The organism is Pseudovibrio sp. Ad46, assembly GCF_001623065.1.
Classification (GTDB): domain Bacteria; phylum Pseudomonadota; class Alphaproteobacteria; order Rhizobiales; family Stappiaceae; genus Pseudovibrio.
In genome coordinates, this window is the sequence record NZ_LMCG01000001.1 from 79,737 (window position 1) to 94,035 (window position 14,299).

A 14,299-nucleotide genomic window follows, 5' to 3' on the forward strand; every position below is an offset into this window, starting at 1 on the left:
CTTAACCCAGATAGTCTTAGTATCGAGTCGAGATTGGGGTTCGGGCAAACTAGCCCCAGCATGGTGGGTCAAGCACATGATTAGAGTGTTTCAGGGAGAGACTGGCAAGAACGTAAAGCGTGCTGCTGCGCTTGCGCTGGCTTTAACGCTAGCCGCTTGTCAGGGAACAGAGTTTGGCGCTGAGAAGCACCAGCAACCTGTGAGCAAAAGCCTTTCCAACAGAATGAAATCCAAAGACATGGAGCTCAAGTCTCCAATCATGGTTCGTCTGTTCAAGCAAGAGTCTGAATTGGAGATCTGGAAACAGACCAAATCAGGCCAGTATGCTTTGCTGGAAACCTATGAGATCTGCAAATGGTCTGGCAAACTCGGCCCGAAGATTAAGGAAGGCGACCGGCAGGCACCAGAAGGCTTCTACGAAGTCACTCCGGGCCTGATGAACCCGTTTTCCTCTTACTATCTCGCATTCAATCTTGGCTTTCCAAACAAGTTTGACCGCGCGCATGACCGCACAGGCTCAAACTTGATGGTCCATGGTGCCTGCTCTTCTCGCGGGTGTTACGCCATGACGGACGAGCAGATTGCAGATATCTACTCTCTTGGTCGCGATAGCTTCCTTGGCGGTCAGAGAAAGTTTCAGGTTCAGGCCTTCCCATTCCGCATGACACCGGACAACATGGCCAAGAACGCAAGTTCCAAGCATTATGAATTCTGGCGTATGCTGAAGCGTGGCTATGATCACTTTGAAGTCACCAAACGCCCACCATCCATTGAAGTATGTGAAAAAGAATATGTCTTCAACGCGAAGGCAGACACACGCGGAACCAAATTCAATGCACGCGGCGCTTGCCCTGCCTACACAGTGCCTGAGCACATCGCGGTGGCAGTAGCAGAAAAGCAAACCCGGGATGCACGCGAAACCGCTGAGATCCAGATCGCTATGGAAAGCAGTAAACGCCGCAAAGAAAAGATTGCAGCGTTCTTTGGTGGCACCTCAACAACTGACGTCGCAAAAGCAGAAGCACCAAACGCAACGCCTGTGAATGTAGAAGCTGCAAAAGTTTTAGCGCTGGCATCTGAGGAACCATCCCCAGCACCGCAAAAAGCTTCTGAATCAGAACGTGCTTTCAGCTACTTCACATCCCTGTTCTCTAACAGTCGTGTTGGTGAAGAGAAGAAGATCGTTGCAGAGGTCGTAAATCCATACCCAGCCGCCCCTGCACCACGCATCAAACCGCAATTGTGACGTTGTGTTAATCGAAACCTAGCCTGACTTATGTACGCTGGTCTCAATGAAGATCAACAAGTCAGGTTAGGCAAATGCCAGGCTCAAAAACCTTCTTTGGAAAGTACCACAGCAAAGAGTACATCAACGAACGCCGCCACTTACGTGGGCTCCTTGGCTATTACATAAAGTACATTCCAATGTCCTGGGGTGTGCGACTAGGCCTCTCCTCTGGCATTCTGACAAGGTATGGTGTTGAACTCACACCCAATGTCTTCGACGCCACATTCCGCATGTGCTGCGAAGGTGGTTACGGCACATTCCTCACCAGCTATCTTGTCGACTATGAAAAACCTTTCATCATGCTGGATATCGGCGCAAATCAAGGCCTCTTCAGCCTGCTTGCAGCTCAAAATACGAACTGCAAGCAAGTCATAGCTTTCGAGCCTGTTGCCAGCACATTCCAATTACTGGAACAAAACATTGAGCTAAACCTTGCTACATCTCGCATAAAGGCAGTGCAGGCAGCAGTCTCCGACCACACTGGCCAAGCTAAGATATTCCTCAGCAAAACCCATAGCGGCGGCGCATCCCTCAGCCAGAACACCGTGCATTCAGACGAAAAAACCGAAGAAATTCAAACCATCTCTGCCCAGCAGTTAGATGAGATGATCACCGATGAAATCGACATCGTGGTCAAACTCAATGCTGAAGGGCATGAAGAAACCGTGATTAAAGAGCTCATCAAGACAAGCTTCTTTCCTCGAGTTCAATCAATTTTCTATGAGAGAGATGTCAGATGGTCTGATCCAAACATGCTCAAAAACCTTCTGGAGGAGCAAGGGTTCAAAAGCTTTAAGAGAGTTGGCCATGAACCACGTTTGGACGTACTGGCAAGCCGTGAACCTGACGACACCTAAGCCCAGATTGCCATGCGCAGACCGCGTTCATCTCGCCCGAAGTCAGCCGGAAATGGCTCTGCATGGCCATACAGCAACCGCTCAGCAATAACTGCATTCACAGAAGCATCCATCAAATCATCCCGAGCGGCACCTTTGGGCGGTTTTTGGTCCAAAAAGCTCGCTACATAGCCAAACTGCACAAGCAAATCTCTCCGCGCATCTAAGCCCGCAGGATAGCTGCTTCCCTTGACCTTCTTAGGAATAGCAATGGGCTCCTGCCCGTTTAAGCGCCAGAATGCCACCTCAGGATGAACTTCATACACCCGCGCTTCCAACTCAGGCGTCATGAGCTGATCAATCTCCCGAATTTTTGGGAAGATATGGAACGCTTGCTTGGATACTTTTTTGGGTGGTGTTGAATGCGCCAGTGCAGCAGAGCAAGCCTCGCGATAATCCTCACAATAGATCGCAGCCCGGGCGGGAATGGAAAACACCGTTGATTGCCTCATACCCAAAAGAGGACGAACTGCTTTCTCAGGCCCACGACCATTGCTGCCAATCTTCTCCGGCAGCCCGATCGGCATATCGACCGCAATTTTATGCGGCTCATGCTCAGAGGCCAGCAAATCTGCAAAATGAGGAAAGATCTGCACTTCAGCTGCACGGTTTGAGCCAACCCAGCGGAAAACGGCAATCCAACCTGCTTTGCAACCGTCAACCCCAGCCACACAGACGGGATCAACTGCCACTGCTTCAGGCACGTTCAGGCGCCTCTACCACGCGGCGAGTGTTCACAAGCGCCATAGGTTGGATAAGCGGATCTTGGTGCTCAGCATAAAGCAAATCATCAGAACCAACTTTGACAGAGCGCGCGACCAACTCAAACGTTGAAGCTGTCGCTTTCTTCAATGCCTCTTCATCACTCTGCCCACTCAGGCTGCGAGCCAGATAAAGCGCTGCCAACAAGTCACCAGTGCCATGCGGTGCGCCCTGCACTTCCGCATGTTCAATCGCAAGGCTACCACGCGGCCCAACCAGCAAATTGGAAATGGAATTACGCCGGATTGCTGGCGACGATGTAATGATCGTCCGCTCCACTTGCAGCGTCCGCGCTGCCGCAACAGCTTCATTTTCCATTTCAGTACCAAACCCGCTGAGCCAAGCGAGCTCAAAACGGTTTGGCGTAATCACGTCAGCAAGCGGTAACAGTTGGTCACGAATAGCTTCAGCAATCGGCTCGGCAACATAAAGACCACCTTTGTCACCAATGACCGGGTCGCACAGATAGACCGCATCATCATTACGAGCCTTCACTTCCTGCACAATCTTCGCAACATCAGAAACCTGAGCCGCATTTGCCATGTAGCCAGAAATAACACCCTTCACAGTGCTCAAACGATCACTAGCGCAAATCTGTTCAACGATATGCTCGAAAGCTTCCTCACTGGCCGAAATACGTTCACCAGCACCTTGTCCCGGATGCCATGGCAGAACAATCGTAGGCAGCATCCAGACATTAAAGCCCATGCGCTCCAGTGCAAAAACAGCACTGCGCATGCCAACACATCCGCTGACAACCTGTGAAGAGATCACCAGAACCGAAGGCTTTTCCTTCGGAGCGCTTTCTCTGATTTTGTGTTCTACTTTTTTGACAAACCGCTCAAGCGACATCTAGGAAATCTCGTGTTCAGATGAAACGCCAGTACCAAAACGTTTCTCGATATAATCCAGAACCATCGCCTTAAACTCATCAGCAATGTTCGGCCCACGCAGAGTAACAGTTTTAGCACCATCAACAAACACAGGTGCAGCAGGTGTTTCACCAGTACCGGGCAAAGATATACCGATGTCAGCATGCTTGGACTCACCAGGACCGTTCACGATGCAGCCCATGACAGCAACGTTGAGTTCTTCAACACCCGGATATTGCTCACGCCACTTCGGCATACTCTCGCGGATATGCGCCTGAATGTCCTGAGCCAGTTCCTGAAAGACTGTGGAGGTCGTACGTCCACACCCCGGACACGCAGCAACAATAGGCACAAAACTGCGGAAACCCATTGTCTGCAGCAGTTCCTGAGAAACCTGCACTTCACGCGTGCGGTCCCCACCCGGCTCAGGTGTCAGCGAAATACGAATGGTGTCGCCGATGCCCTGCTGAAGCAGAATACCCATGGAAGCAGAGGACGCCACGATGCCCTTTGTGCCCATACCAGCTTCAGTCAAACCAAGGTGAAGGGCATAATCGCAACGCTGTGCCAGATCCGTATAAACGGCAATCAAATCCTGAACCTGTGAGACTTTCGCAGACAAAATGATTTTGTCGCGACCAAGCCCCAATTCCTCAGCACGCTGAGCAGACAACAAACCAGATTGGCAAATCGCTTCGCGCATCACTTGTTGCGCGGTCAGCGGAGAGCCTTCCTCCTGGTTTTTATCCATCAGGTGTGTCAGCAGTTCCTGATCCAGAGAGCCCCAGTTTACACCAATACGCACAGGCTTATTGTGCTTCATCGCCATTTCGATGATCTGGCCAAACTGCTTGTCTTTTTTAGTTTTAAAGCCAACATTTCCCGGATTAATCCGGTACTTATCAAGCGCTTCAGCACAATCAGGATGATCTGCCAGCAGCTTGTGTCCGATGTAGTGAAAATCTCCGACGAGCGGAACATTGACCCCAATCCGGTCCAGACGCTCTTTGATACGTGGAACAGCTGCAGCAGCTTCATCACGATCAACCGTAATACGAACCAGCTCGGACCCGGCACGCGCCAGAGCAGAAACCTGCGCAACCGTTGAATCTATGTCAGCGGTGTCGGTGTTCGTCATGGACTGCACAACAACAGGCGCTTCGCCGCCAACAATAACCCCACCAACGTCTACAGCCACAGAACGACGGCGCGGAAACGGGGAAGAAATATAGGTTTGGCTCTTGTCAGTCATGATCATTCCACTGGGATAAATCTTTAGGCAAGCAAGTGCAGCATGCAGCCCGCGCTGTCAACTTTTTAGCGCACGCTCAATTCAGTTTGATGTCATCTCAAGATGCCATCATGCACCCCAAGATTTCACAATAAACCTCTCCTCAGAATGATGCTAGGTCCACTCCATCATCAGCCTACTGAAAATAGCCAGCGACTTTTGACGCAATGCATTCATCTCTAACCTTCCATTAAGGACAAAAGACAGATCGGCGGTCAGTTTTGACCTTTTTGCACTGCACGCTAAACAACTATGCTTTTTGCTAATGCAACCAGACTAAAAAGTGGCGCAAGCTCACACCAACTCTTTTTTCAATACATTTGGGCAGGAGACTCGAAATGCTCTCAGGAAAAACCGCTGTAATCACTGGGTCCACATCAGGCATCGGCCTTGCTTACGCTCGCGCAATGGCAGAGCAAGGTGCCAACATCATGATCAATGGGTTTGGCGATGCCGATGCCATTGAGAAAGAGCGCGCTGCAATCGAATCCGACTTCGGTGTAAAATGCGTGTACTCATCAGCCGACATGACCAAGCCTGATGAAATTCACGCAATGATCCACGATGCGGTTAAATCCCTCGGTTCAGTCGATGTCCTCGTCAACAATGCAGGCATTCAGCATGTTGAAGCCATTGAGCATTTCCCGGTCGACAAATGGGATGCCATCATCGCGATCAACCTGTCCTCCGCATTCCACACAATCCGCACCGCCGTGCCTTACATGCGCAAAGCAGGCTGGGGTCGCATCATCAACACCGCGTCCGCTCACGCATTGGTAGCATCTCCATTCAAGTCGGCATACGTTTCTGCAAAGCACGGCATCGCTGGCTTAACCAAAACCGTTGCACTGGAAGTTGCAGAAAACAACATCACAGTGAACGCCATTTGCCCCGGCTATGTCTGGACACCGCTCGTCGAAAAGCAAATCCCTGACACCATGAAAGCTCGTAATATGACTGAGGAGCAGGTGAAAAAAGAAGTCCTGCTCGCTGCTCAGCCAACCAAAGAGTTCGTGACAGTCGATCAGGTTGCCGGCCTAGCCGTGTTCTTGTGCTCTGATACAGCCGCTTCAATCACCGGCACTCTCTTGCCAATGGACGGCGGCTGGACAGCACAATAACGCTCAGATGATTTCCCGGAGTTTTCTTTTCCAAGCGGCCCATGGAGGTCCATATGGCGACTACTCGGAAGACAGCGAAAAAAGAACGAAAGAAAATCAATCTGGCCTTACAAGGTGGAGGCGCACACGGCGCCTTTACCTGGGGCGTTCTGGATTGGCTCCTTGAAAACGAAGATTGGGAGATCACTGGCATCTCAGGCACAAGCGCAGGTGCCATGAATGCAGCCGTCATGGCCGATGGCCTCGTTGAAGGCGGGCAGCAAGGCGCAAGAGATGCCCTCGCCCGCTTTTGGAAATCCGTCAGCGCAGCTGCAGAGACCAGTCCGTTCCAACGCAGCCCAATGGATGTTTATTGTGGCAATTGGAGCATGGACAATTCTCCGACATATCTGGCATGGGACCTGCTTTCTCGCGTCATGTCTCCCTACCAACTAAACCCAATCAACTATAATCCACTCCGCGACCTCGTTGCTGAGCAAATCAACTTCGAACGTGTGCGAAGTTGCGACCAGATGCAGGTCTATGTCGCCGCGACCAATGTTCGAACCGGAAAAATCAAAGTTTTTGCAAAGGAAGAACTCACCCTTGATTCACTCATGGCGTCAGGCTGCTTGCCGCATATGTATCAAGCGGTAGAAATTGGCGACGAGGCCTATTGGGACGGCGGCTTTATGGGCAACCCGCCTTTGTTTCCACTATTCCAACACGGTGGCTCTACCGACGTACTTCTTATTCAGGTCAATCCGGTTGAGAGAGTTGAACTTCCGCACACCGCTCAGGAAATCTCAGAGCGCATGAATGAGATCACCTTCAACTCAACTCTGCTGCGCGAGCTTCGCGCAATTGAGTTTGTGACACGGCTCATTGATGAAGGTCGTCTTGATTCGAACGAATACACCCGCGTTTACATGCACAGAATAGAAGCAACAAAAGATCTCGCCCCTTTCGGAGCTTCATCCAAGGTAAACGCCCAGTGGGAATTTGTAGAACTTTTGCACGACATTGGGCGCCAGGCTGCAAAGAAGTGGGCGCACGACAATTACGACAGCATTGGCAAACGAAGCACGCTGAACCTGGACCACGAGTTTAACTAGACCTGAACGCAAAGGTTAACACTCCCAAACCGCATTGCAAATTGCGACGCAGCATAGGTAAGCAACCTGTTAAATTAACCCGCATGTTGGAGAGACGAAGCGCAGCCACCCCAGATATTGTGCCAAAAATTTATCGCAAAACTGGCACAGCTTTTGCTTTTAAATAAGCAGCTGATATCAAGGTACTGCGTAATCAGCTTTAGAGAATATAAAGAGGGTTTTTGAGCGTGTATTCAAAGCCCTCTTTTTCTTTGGGCAATGCATCCTCCCGACACACAACTCTCAGAAAAAATCGTTTTATCCCTAAAAAAGTCTTTCAAAAAAATCAGCGTGCCAACCTTTTGGCAAGATTTTAGCGTTAGGAAAGACACGCTGATTGTTGAGTTATGCGTATTCAGCGCTACAGCGGAAGGAGCAGGCGTTTGCGACCCGACTTGCTTCTTCCGCTCACAAGCCTTCAAGCACATCTCTTAGCCCTTGATTTAGTAAGGAACCCACGCGCTCGCAAGGGTAAAGGGCCTTATTTGACCGATATCACATCATGTTCAGCGCTGCACGTAAAGCGTGTTCACTAATTCACAATTACAATCCTTGCGTTTGATCGGCCATTTGCCTGAATCAAACTGAACAATCTCTTGGCGTTTTTCGGATGTAACCGCACGCAACCGTGTGAGGCAGGCGCACCCAAGCGCTTAACCACATCCGTTCCATGAATGGCATACCCCTTATAGAAAAACACAGAGTAAGGCATCGGTGCCCCGTTATACTTACGGGAGAAATACCGTTTGTGCATTCGCGTTGGCTTAAAGGTGCCCACTGGCGTTCTGTATCCCCGCCGGGCCGTCGAAACAGGCCACGAATGCTGAACCTTCCCATCCACGAAGATCCGCATCCTTTGCTCGGAAATATCAATCTTAGCCAACACTTTAGTGGAGGATGCCTTGGCCGGAACCATAAGCAATAAACAGATAAACAGAAGTCCTGATATAGTAATTATTGTACGCATACTGAAGCCCCCTCACTCAACGCAATACTTTAGGTGAATTAGCATGCGCACCCGCAGGAGTCTGTCATCGACTTATTCTAAGGGTATTATTAACGATCTCACAGAAGGGATACTTCAATACTGAGGTAATATAACTCTCAATACCAATACATCGTGCATACTTTGTTATTCATGAATATACACAAAGCTTCACTTCAAACATTGCTTTATTCACGGCACAGTCAATGAGAACTCACAGTGCATGCAGCAAATAAAAAAGCCCGGAGATCCTTCCGGGCTTCATTCATCAAGTCTATTCGATGCTCTGGTTACCTAGAACATATCCCAAGCAAACCGATAGGTCGCACCAAATCCAACAGACCACATATTGTCGTTCTGCGTAATCGGGCTATCTGCAGCTTCACCAATCAGACGGTCATAGCCACCTTGTAGGTGCAGCCCAATGCTGTCAGTCAGCGCATAACTCGCACGCGCAACACCACCAACGCTCTTGAAACCACCTTCTGCGGTGTATGGACCGAATGGAGTGCCTGCTGCAACGCTGAAATAGGTGTTCATGTATGAACCATCAGCAGCATCAACGCGCGGACCGAATACAAACGTCAAGCGATCTGTAACTTCGGTGATCACGTCAATTCCAGCGCGCCCAACAAAGCCGCGGTGACCGTTAAAACCGTGGCGCACTTCGATGAATGCACGGAACCAATCATGACGGAAGCCACCACCAAGACCAACCTCACCAGCCCAAGGCACACGAGTTGTCCCTGTCAAAGAGGAAGAATCTGAAGGATTACGCTCACCCACAAAACCAAAAGACGGATAGATGAAGAGGCCCTGTGTTTCGCCCTCTTTCACCTGACCGAAGCCCGGCAGGTAAAACCGCGAAAACGCAATCAGTGGCAGCGGATAGATTATGTATTCATCCGCACCGTCATACTTGGGATTCACAAAACCAGCCACGCCAATATCAACGACATATCTCTTGCTGGCTTGCTCCTCAGTCAAATCACCAGGCGTAAAACTATCTTCTGCCAGCGCATGACTGGAAACGGAAGCAAGCGCTAAGCCTGCGAGAATACGAAGAGAGGCGGTCATAGGTGCAGCCTTGATCGGGAAAAAGCAATTACCACCTATGATATACGTTTTAAGTCACTTTGGAGACCTGCAGTTTCAGGAGTTTTCTACAGACTGTTGCCCATTGGCATCATAAAACTCAACAACTAGTAGTTTTTTCATCTCAATTCACATTGACTGAGTAAAACAAGTCCATCAATTCCCCGTGAAACCAAAGCGTTTTCTTCAATCCTTTCAGTAAATCGGTGCCAAAAAAATCTTTTTGAATCAATAAGCCTCCGAGCAGAACAGATAAATTCTGCAGTATCGGGACAAACGCAACGTCAATTTCAAATATCCGGAAAAATAATCCTCTTGGTTTCAGAGGCTATGACGATTATTCCTAGAAAATTCAGTGATAGTGGCTGTTCTCTATCCTAATGAAACAAAAACAACGCCCCAGCCATCTGAAAGGTGCCAAACACATGTTTCTCAGCGTCTTTGAAATTTTCAAGATCGGTATAGGTCCGTCTTCGTCCCACACAATGGGACCGATGACCGCCGCCGCACGTTTCCTGGATGAATTGAGAGACGGCCGGCGCATATGGCCCGGCGCAGGTGCACCTAAGAGATTGCGCTGCACTCTTCATGGCTCACTCGCCTGGACAGGCAAAGGCCATGCCACAGACAGAGCTGTTATTCTGGGACTTGCAGGCTGCACGCCTGAAACTCTGGACCCGGATGAAGCAGAGGCGCTCGAAAAACAGATCGCAACAGAAAAGAAGCTCCATCTTGCTGACCTGCCAGAGTTGGATTTCGATCCCGATAAAGACGTTATCTTCGATTTCGAGAAAAACCTGCCAGGCCACGCAAATGGTATGGTGATCGAAGCTTACGATGCCCAAGACCGCCTGCACCTTCAGGAAACATTCTATTCCATCGGTGGCGGGTTCGTATTGACCGAAGAAGAACTGGACCGCCTGAAAGCAGCAGAAGCGTCAGGTGATCAGGCTCCCGACGAAATTAAAGGCATGCCTTATCCATTTGCTACAGCGCAAGAAATGCTGGAGATGGGACAAAAATCCGGCAAAACCATTGCTGAGATGAAGCGCGCCAACGAAATCACCTCTCTGGATCCACAAGAACTGGACAGCAAGCTCTGGCAGATCTGGGATGTGATGAACGCATGCATGGAGCGCGGCCTGAATACTGAAGGCGAGCTACCAGGTGGCCTTACAGTCAAGCGTCGCGCAGCTGCAATCAAACAACAGCTGGAAGACGAACGCGGCAATAACATGAGCATGCCGCACGTCGCCAACGACTGGCTCTCAGTCTATGCAATGGCCGTAAACGAAGAAAACGCAGCGGGCGGCAAAGTTGTCACTGCACCAACAAACGGTGCAGCAGGTGTTATCCCGGCAACCGTCAAGTATTACCGCGAGCATTGTCCGGGCAGCAACGATGAAGGCATCAAAACCTTCCTGCTCACGTCAGCAGCTGTTGGTGGCATAATCAAGCACAATGCTTCTATTTCCGGCGCTGAAGTTGGTTGTCAGGGCGAAGTTGGCTCCGCCGCAGCAATGGCAGCAGCAGGTCTCTGCGCAGCTCTTGGCGGCACCAACGAGCAAATTGAAAACGCCGCTGAAATCGCTCTGGAGCATCACCTTGGCATGACCTGTGATCCGGTCGGAGGCCTCGTTCAGGTGCCATGCATCGAGCGCAATGGCCTCGGCGCTATCAAGGCAGTCTCAGCAGCTTCACTCGCTCTGCGTGGAGATGGCTCCCACTACATGCCGCTGGACAACTGCGTTGAAGCCATGCGCCAGACTGGCGTGGAGATGAACGACAAATACAAAGAAACCAGCAAAGGTGGTCTGGCAGTCAACCTGCCAGAATGCTGATTACTCAGGTTGCGGTGGTGGCAGTTTTCTGCCCCACCATCATCTGGCGTTTTGTGCCATAGCCTTTGATACGCTCAACCTCAAAACCTGCCGTTTGCAGGTTGCGGCGCACCCAACCTGCCGCGGTGTATGTCCCGAAAGTCCCGCCAATAGCGGTTTTCTCTCCAACAGCAAGCATAAGATCTCGCCCCCAAAGCTCTGGGTTCCGTGCCGGATTAAAGCCATCAAGGAACCAGGCATCAACGGGTATAGACAGGGTTGGCAACATCTCACGAGCATCCCCAACACCCAGCAGCAGTCGCACACCATCAATGGTGATTGGATTCCAACCCGGCTGAGGCTTCCATGCAGCCAACAGCTTGTCTTTAAGCCCTTTGAGCTCGGGCCATGGCGACAGCGCTTTCTCAATCTCCGCAGCTTCCATCGGATACAGCTCAAACGAAACGTAAGTCAGCTTGGTCCGCTCTGCTTCCGGCAAACTCAGAAGTAATTCCAACGTGGCGAGAAAATTAAGCCCGGTTCCAAATCCCAGTTCAGCAATAGTAAAAGACTGTGCACCCACCCAGCGTTCAGGGAGTTGATTACCCTGCAGAAATACGTAGCGCGTTTCGCCTAATCCACCGGCTTTGGAGTAATAAGTATCTCCAAACTGCGACGCATAAGGCACATTCGCATCATCCCATTCCAATTTTGGGCGCTCTGTCATATGTCTAAGCCAAATCTCTAACGTAAAAATCGGTCTGGGCTTATACCCCAACCTGGGAAATAAAAAAACATGACCTACGATATAGTTGTTGTTGGAGGGGGAATTTTCGGACTTAGCGTCGCCAAAGCCGCACTCGGAAAAGGCTTGAAAGTCGCTCTTCTGGAAAAAAACACCATCGCATCGGGCGCCAGCGCTGGCCTTGTTGGTGCGTTGATGCCCCATGTACCGAGTAAATGGAATGACAAGAAGCAGTTCCAGCTGGATGCACTGATCGAACTCTCCGATATCGTGGAAGAGCTGGAAGAGGCTACGGGCCTTTCTGTTGGCTACAGCCGTGCTGGTCGCCTGATCCCGCTTTACACCGAACCCAAGCTCGAACATGCTCTCTCCCGCGTTGAAGAAAGCAAGCAGCGCTGGAGAAGCGATGAAACTGGCTTCACCTTCAATGTGGTGAAAGAAACACCGTTCAATGACTGGCTCACACCAGAAGCCGCTCCACTTGGCATCATCTGGGACACCTTGGCAGCACGGGCCAATCCGCGTCTTGTCTCTGCAGCTCTCAAAACCCTTCTGGAAACACGCATCGACATCATGGAACACACCGAGTATCTCGGCTTTGATGAGACTACAGGCACCGTTTCACTCGGCAATGGTGAAAGCCTGAGTGCTGATCGCGTTGTCTTGTCAGCAGGTTATGAAGGTTTCGAACCACTCAGTAAGATCGCAGGTAAACCCATCGGCATGGGTGTGAAAGGTCAATCCCTTTTGCTCGAATATAAGGCCGACAAACCTCTCCCGGTTATCTATGACAACGGAATTTATGTTGTCTCACATGCCAATGGCACTGTTGCTATCGGCTCCACCTCCGAGCAGGAGTGGACCAGTAAAGAACCAGTAGAGGCAGACATTCAAACCATGCTCTCCAAGGCAGTTGGCTTTTGCCCTTCATTGAAAGACGCGCCAATCCTCACCCGTTGGGCAGGGATCCGTCCAAAATGTAAAAAACGGGACCCTTTGGTCGGCCTCATTCCAGGCAAAGACAAAACATGGGTGGCAACTGGTGGCTTCAAAATTTCCTATGCCATTTCTCACCGCATAGCCGCCTGCCTCATGCAGGAAATGTTCCCTGAACAAGACCAGACAATCCACTTGCCAGAGAGCTTTAAGCCAGCCTTCCATTTTGGCTAGAGCATGCGAGATAAGAACAAAAATTGTTTGCCCTATCAGTTTCAGGGCAAACGCCCCCTGCTAATTGGTACTTTTTCAGGTACCGCTTCGTGAAATTAGCTCAAAATATAGAAAAATGAGGCATGCTGGACCTTGCAGGTGCCTCAGTTCAAAGTTACATGAGGAACAACTCTGTTTCCCAAGCTCTGTCTTCAGGGAAGCAATTCAGCTAGTTCATCTTCGCAAACTTGGAGTTTAACCAGTCCATGCGCGCTATTCTTGATGTCGTTTTCATCATCCTAAATCTTTACACGTGGGTCATTATTGCGAATGTGATCTTCTCCTGGCTCTATGCGTTCAACGTGGTGAACTCAAACAATCAGTTCATCGCGATGATCGGTCAGACACTTTACAATCTGACCGAACCGCTCCTGCGCCCTATCCGCCGGTTCCTACCAGCAATGGGTGGATTGGATCTTTCTCCGATTGTGCTGCTGCTCGGCATTTTCCTTATTGAGCGCATCATCGGCCTCTACGTTTATCCCTACGTATTTTAAGTAGTGGCTGAACAAGAACGCCCTTGGAAACTGCAGGCTGACGGAATTCTCATTACCGTCCGCCTCACCCCCAGATCCTCCAAAGATCAAATTGAAAAGATAGGCGAGCAGTCCGATGGCCGACCACTCGTGATGGCGCGCGTTCGCGCAGTGCCAGAAAAAGGCGCTGCAAACAAAGCCGTTGCTACCCTTTTTGCGAAAGCACTCTCTGTTCCCAAATCATCGGCAGAAGTGATTGCAGGTTCCACCGCCCGCATAAAAACACTACGTGTTCACGGCGAACCACAAGAGCTGCAAAAAAGGCTAGAAGATCATCTCTCCTAGCCTTCAAAGATAAGTTCTGTACGTAACCCCGATCAGAGAACCCACATCAGTTCTCATGGATACGTTTTAGTCTTCAAGCTTGCGCGCTTCTTCTTCCAACATAATCGGAATTCCATTCCGAATTGGGTAGGCCAGCTTTGCAGCGCGGGAGACCAGCTCCTGATTCTCAGGATTGTACTCAAGCGTTGTCTTCGTCACAGGACAAACCAACAGCTCCAAAAGCCGACGGTCCAGCTGTGGCGCTTCAAATTCGCTCATAGA

Annotated in this window: 15 protein-coding genes; 8 read left to right on the top strand and 7 right to left on the bottom strand. The window is 50.4% G+C overall.

Going from position 1 to position 14,299, the window contains the following annotated elements; genetic code table 11:
- The first annotated feature begins 76 nt into the window (after positions 1 to 76).
- Together PsAD46_RS00395 and PsAD46_RS00400 are read left to right on the top strand one after the other, a co-directional pair.
- Positions 77 to 1,246, top strand: coding sequence for a murein L,D-transpeptidase family protein (locus PsAD46_RS00395; RefSeq protein ID WP_063291157.1), 1,170 nt, complete (start codon positions 77 to 79; stop codon positions 1,244 to 1,246).
- A 74-nt stretch (positions 1,247 to 1,320) separates the two neighbouring features.
- Positions 1,321 to 2,145, top strand: coding sequence for an FkbM family methyltransferase (locus PsAD46_RS00400; protein ID WP_063291156.1), 825 nt, complete (start codon positions 1,321 to 1,323; stop codon positions 2,143 to 2,145).
- Here PsAD46_RS00400 and PsAD46_RS00405 read toward each other — a convergent pair.
- The 3 genes from PsAD46_RS00405 to ispG are packed head-to-tail and all read right to left on the bottom strand — an operon-like array spanning position 2,142 to position 5,070.
- Positions 2,142 to 2,888, bottom strand: coding sequence for a DUF429 domain-containing protein (locus PsAD46_RS00405; protein WP_063305076.1), 747 nt, complete (start codon positions 2,886 to 2,888; stop codon positions 2,142 to 2,144). The two genes, PsAD46_RS00400 and PsAD46_RS00405, sit on opposite strands and share 4 nt — an antisense overlap.
- Entirely contained in the window at positions 2,881 to 3,798 is a 918-nt protein-coding gene (pdxY, locus tag PsAD46_RS00410) for a pyridoxal kinase (protein WP_082596893.1), read from the bottom strand. Before pdxY ends, PsAD46_RS00405 begins: the two co-directional genes overlap by 8 nt.
- A complete protein-coding gene (ispG, locus tag PsAD46_RS00415; RefSeq protein ID WP_193757845.1) occupies positions 3,799 to 5,070 on the bottom strand; it encodes a flavodoxin-dependent (E)-4-hydroxy-3-methylbut-2-enyl-diphosphate synthase in 1,272 nt (423 codons plus the stop codon).
- 377 nt (positions 5,071 to 5,447) lie between these two features.
- Between ispG and PsAD46_RS00420 the strand changes: the two genes are divergently transcribed.
- Together PsAD46_RS00420 and PsAD46_RS00425 are read left to right on the top strand one after the other, a co-directional pair.
- Positions 5,448 to 6,230 carry a 3-hydroxybutyrate dehydrogenase gene (locus PsAD46_RS00420; RefSeq protein ID WP_063291153.1) on the top strand — a complete coding sequence of 261 codons (783 nt, stop codon included), beginning with the start codon at positions 5,448 to 5,450 and terminating at the stop codon, positions 6,228 to 6,230.
- Between the two features lie 53 nt (positions 6,231 to 6,283).
- Positions 6,284 to 7,324 (top strand): patatin-like phospholipase family protein, encoded by a 1,041-nt coding sequence (locus tag PsAD46_RS00425; protein WP_057463525.1) that lies wholly within the window; start codon positions 6,284 to 6,286, stop codon positions 7,322 to 7,324.
- A 571-nt stretch (positions 7,325 to 7,895) separates the two neighbouring features.
- On the opposite strand, the gene PsAD46_RS00430 is transcribed toward PsAD46_RS00425, so the two are convergent.
- Complete coding sequence (locus PsAD46_RS00430) at positions 7,896 to 8,330, bottom strand: L,D-transpeptidase (protein WP_063291151.1); 435 nt, start codon at positions 8,328 to 8,330, stop codon at positions 7,896 to 7,898.
- Between the two features lie 312 nt (positions 8,331 to 8,642).
- Positions 8,643 to 9,425, bottom strand: a complete 783-nt coding sequence (locus PsAD46_RS00435; RefSeq protein ID WP_063286087.1) for a MipA/OmpV family protein — start codon at positions 9,423 to 9,425, stop codon at positions 8,643 to 8,645.
- Positions 9,426 to 9,868: 443 nt separating this feature from the next.
- Here PsAD46_RS00435 and PsAD46_RS00440 point away from each other — a divergent pair, with 443 nt between their 5' ends.
- A complete protein-coding gene (locus PsAD46_RS00440; RefSeq protein WP_063291203.1) occupies positions 9,869 to 11,284 on the top strand; it encodes an L-serine ammonia-lyase in 1,416 nt (471 codons plus the stop codon).
- A 4-nt stretch (positions 11,285 to 11,288) separates the two neighbouring features.
- Here PsAD46_RS00440 and mnmD read toward each other — a convergent pair whose 3' ends face one another.
- Positions 11,289 to 11,990 (bottom strand): tRNA (5-methylaminomethyl-2-thiouridine)(34)-methyltransferase MnmD, encoded by a 702-nt coding sequence (mnmD, locus tag PsAD46_RS00445; RefSeq protein WP_063291150.1) that lies wholly within the window; start codon positions 11,988 to 11,990, stop codon positions 11,289 to 11,291.
- 69 nt (positions 11,991 to 12,059) lie between these two features.
- Here mnmD and PsAD46_RS00450 point away from each other — a divergent pair, with 69 nt between their 5' ends.
- From PsAD46_RS00450 to PsAD46_RS00460, 3 genes are all read left to right on the top strand, one after another.
- Entirely contained in the window at positions 12,060 to 13,178 is a 1,119-nt protein-coding gene (locus PsAD46_RS00450; RefSeq protein ID WP_063291149.1) for an FAD-dependent oxidoreductase, read from the top strand.
- Between the two features lie 245 nt (positions 13,179 to 13,423).
- Positions 13,424 to 13,714 carry a YggT family protein gene (locus PsAD46_RS00455; protein ID WP_057463531.1) on the top strand — a complete coding sequence of 97 codons (291 nt, stop codon included), beginning with the start codon at positions 13,424 to 13,426 and terminating at the stop codon, positions 13,712 to 13,714.
- A 3-nt stretch (positions 13,715 to 13,717) separates the two neighbouring features.
- Positions 13,718 to 14,038: a DUF167 family protein gene (locus tag PsAD46_RS00460; RefSeq protein ID WP_063291148.1), complete on the top strand. Its 321-nt coding sequence runs from the start codon at positions 13,718 to 13,720 to the stop codon at positions 14,036 to 14,038.
- Between the two features lie 66 nt (positions 14,039 to 14,104).
- Here PsAD46_RS00460 and PsAD46_RS00465 read toward each other — a convergent pair whose 3' ends face one another.
- On the bottom strand, positions 14,105 to 14,296 hold the full coding sequence (locus PsAD46_RS00465; RefSeq protein WP_057463533.1) for a Trm112 family protein: 192 nt from the start codon (positions 14,294 to 14,296) through the stop codon (positions 14,105 to 14,107).
- Between the last annotated feature and the right edge of the window lie 3 nt (positions 14,297 to 14,299).

Bases quoted from the DNA above. Each gene is read 5' to 3' on its own strand.
- PsAD46_RS00395 (WP_063291157.1), top strand. From the start codon at position 77: ATGATTAGAGTGTTTCAGGGAGAGACTGGCAAGAACGTAAAGCGTGCT.
- PsAD46_RS00400 (WP_063291156.1), top strand. From the start codon at position 1,321: ATGCCAGGCTCAAAAACCTTCTTTGGAAAGTACCACAGCAAAGAGTAC.
- pdxY (WP_082596893.1), bottom strand. From the start codon at position 3,798: ATGTCGCTTGAGCGGTTTGTCAAAAAAGTAGAACACAAAATCAGAGAA.
- ispG (WP_193757845.1), bottom strand. From the start codon at position 5,070: ATGACTGACAAGAGCCAAACCTATATTTCTTCCCCGTTTCCGCGCCGT.
- PsAD46_RS00420 (WP_063291153.1), top strand. From the start codon at position 5,448: ATGCTCTCAGGAAAAACCGCTGTAATCACTGGGTCCACATCAGGCATC.
- PsAD46_RS00425 (WP_057463525.1), top strand. From the start codon at position 6,284: ATGGCGACTACTCGGAAGACAGCGAAAAAAGAACGAAAGAAAATCAAT.
- PsAD46_RS00430 (WP_063291151.1), bottom strand. From the start codon at position 8,330: ATGCGTACAATAATTACTATATCAGGACTTCTGTTTATCTGTTTATTG.
- PsAD46_RS00435 (WP_063286087.1), bottom strand. From the start codon at position 9,425: ATGACCGCCTCTCTTCGTATTCTCGCAGGCTTAGCGCTTGCTTCCGTT.
- PsAD46_RS00440 (WP_063291203.1), top strand. From the start codon at position 9,869: ATGTTTCTCAGCGTCTTTGAAATTTTCAAGATCGGTATAGGTCCGTCT.
- mnmD (WP_063291150.1), bottom strand. From the start codon at position 11,990: ATGACAGAGCGCCCAAAATTGGAATGGGATGATGCGAATGTGCCTTAT.
- PsAD46_RS00450 (WP_063291149.1), top strand. From the start codon at position 12,060: ATGACCTACGATATAGTTGTTGTTGGAGGGGGAATTTTCGGACTTAGC.
- PsAD46_RS00455 (WP_057463531.1), top strand. From the start codon at position 13,424: ATGCGCGCTATTCTTGATGTCGTTTTCATCATCCTAAATCTTTACACG.
- PsAD46_RS00465 (WP_057463533.1), bottom strand. From the start codon at position 14,296: ATGAGCGAATTTGAAGCGCCACAGCTGGACCGTCGGCTTTTGGAGCTG.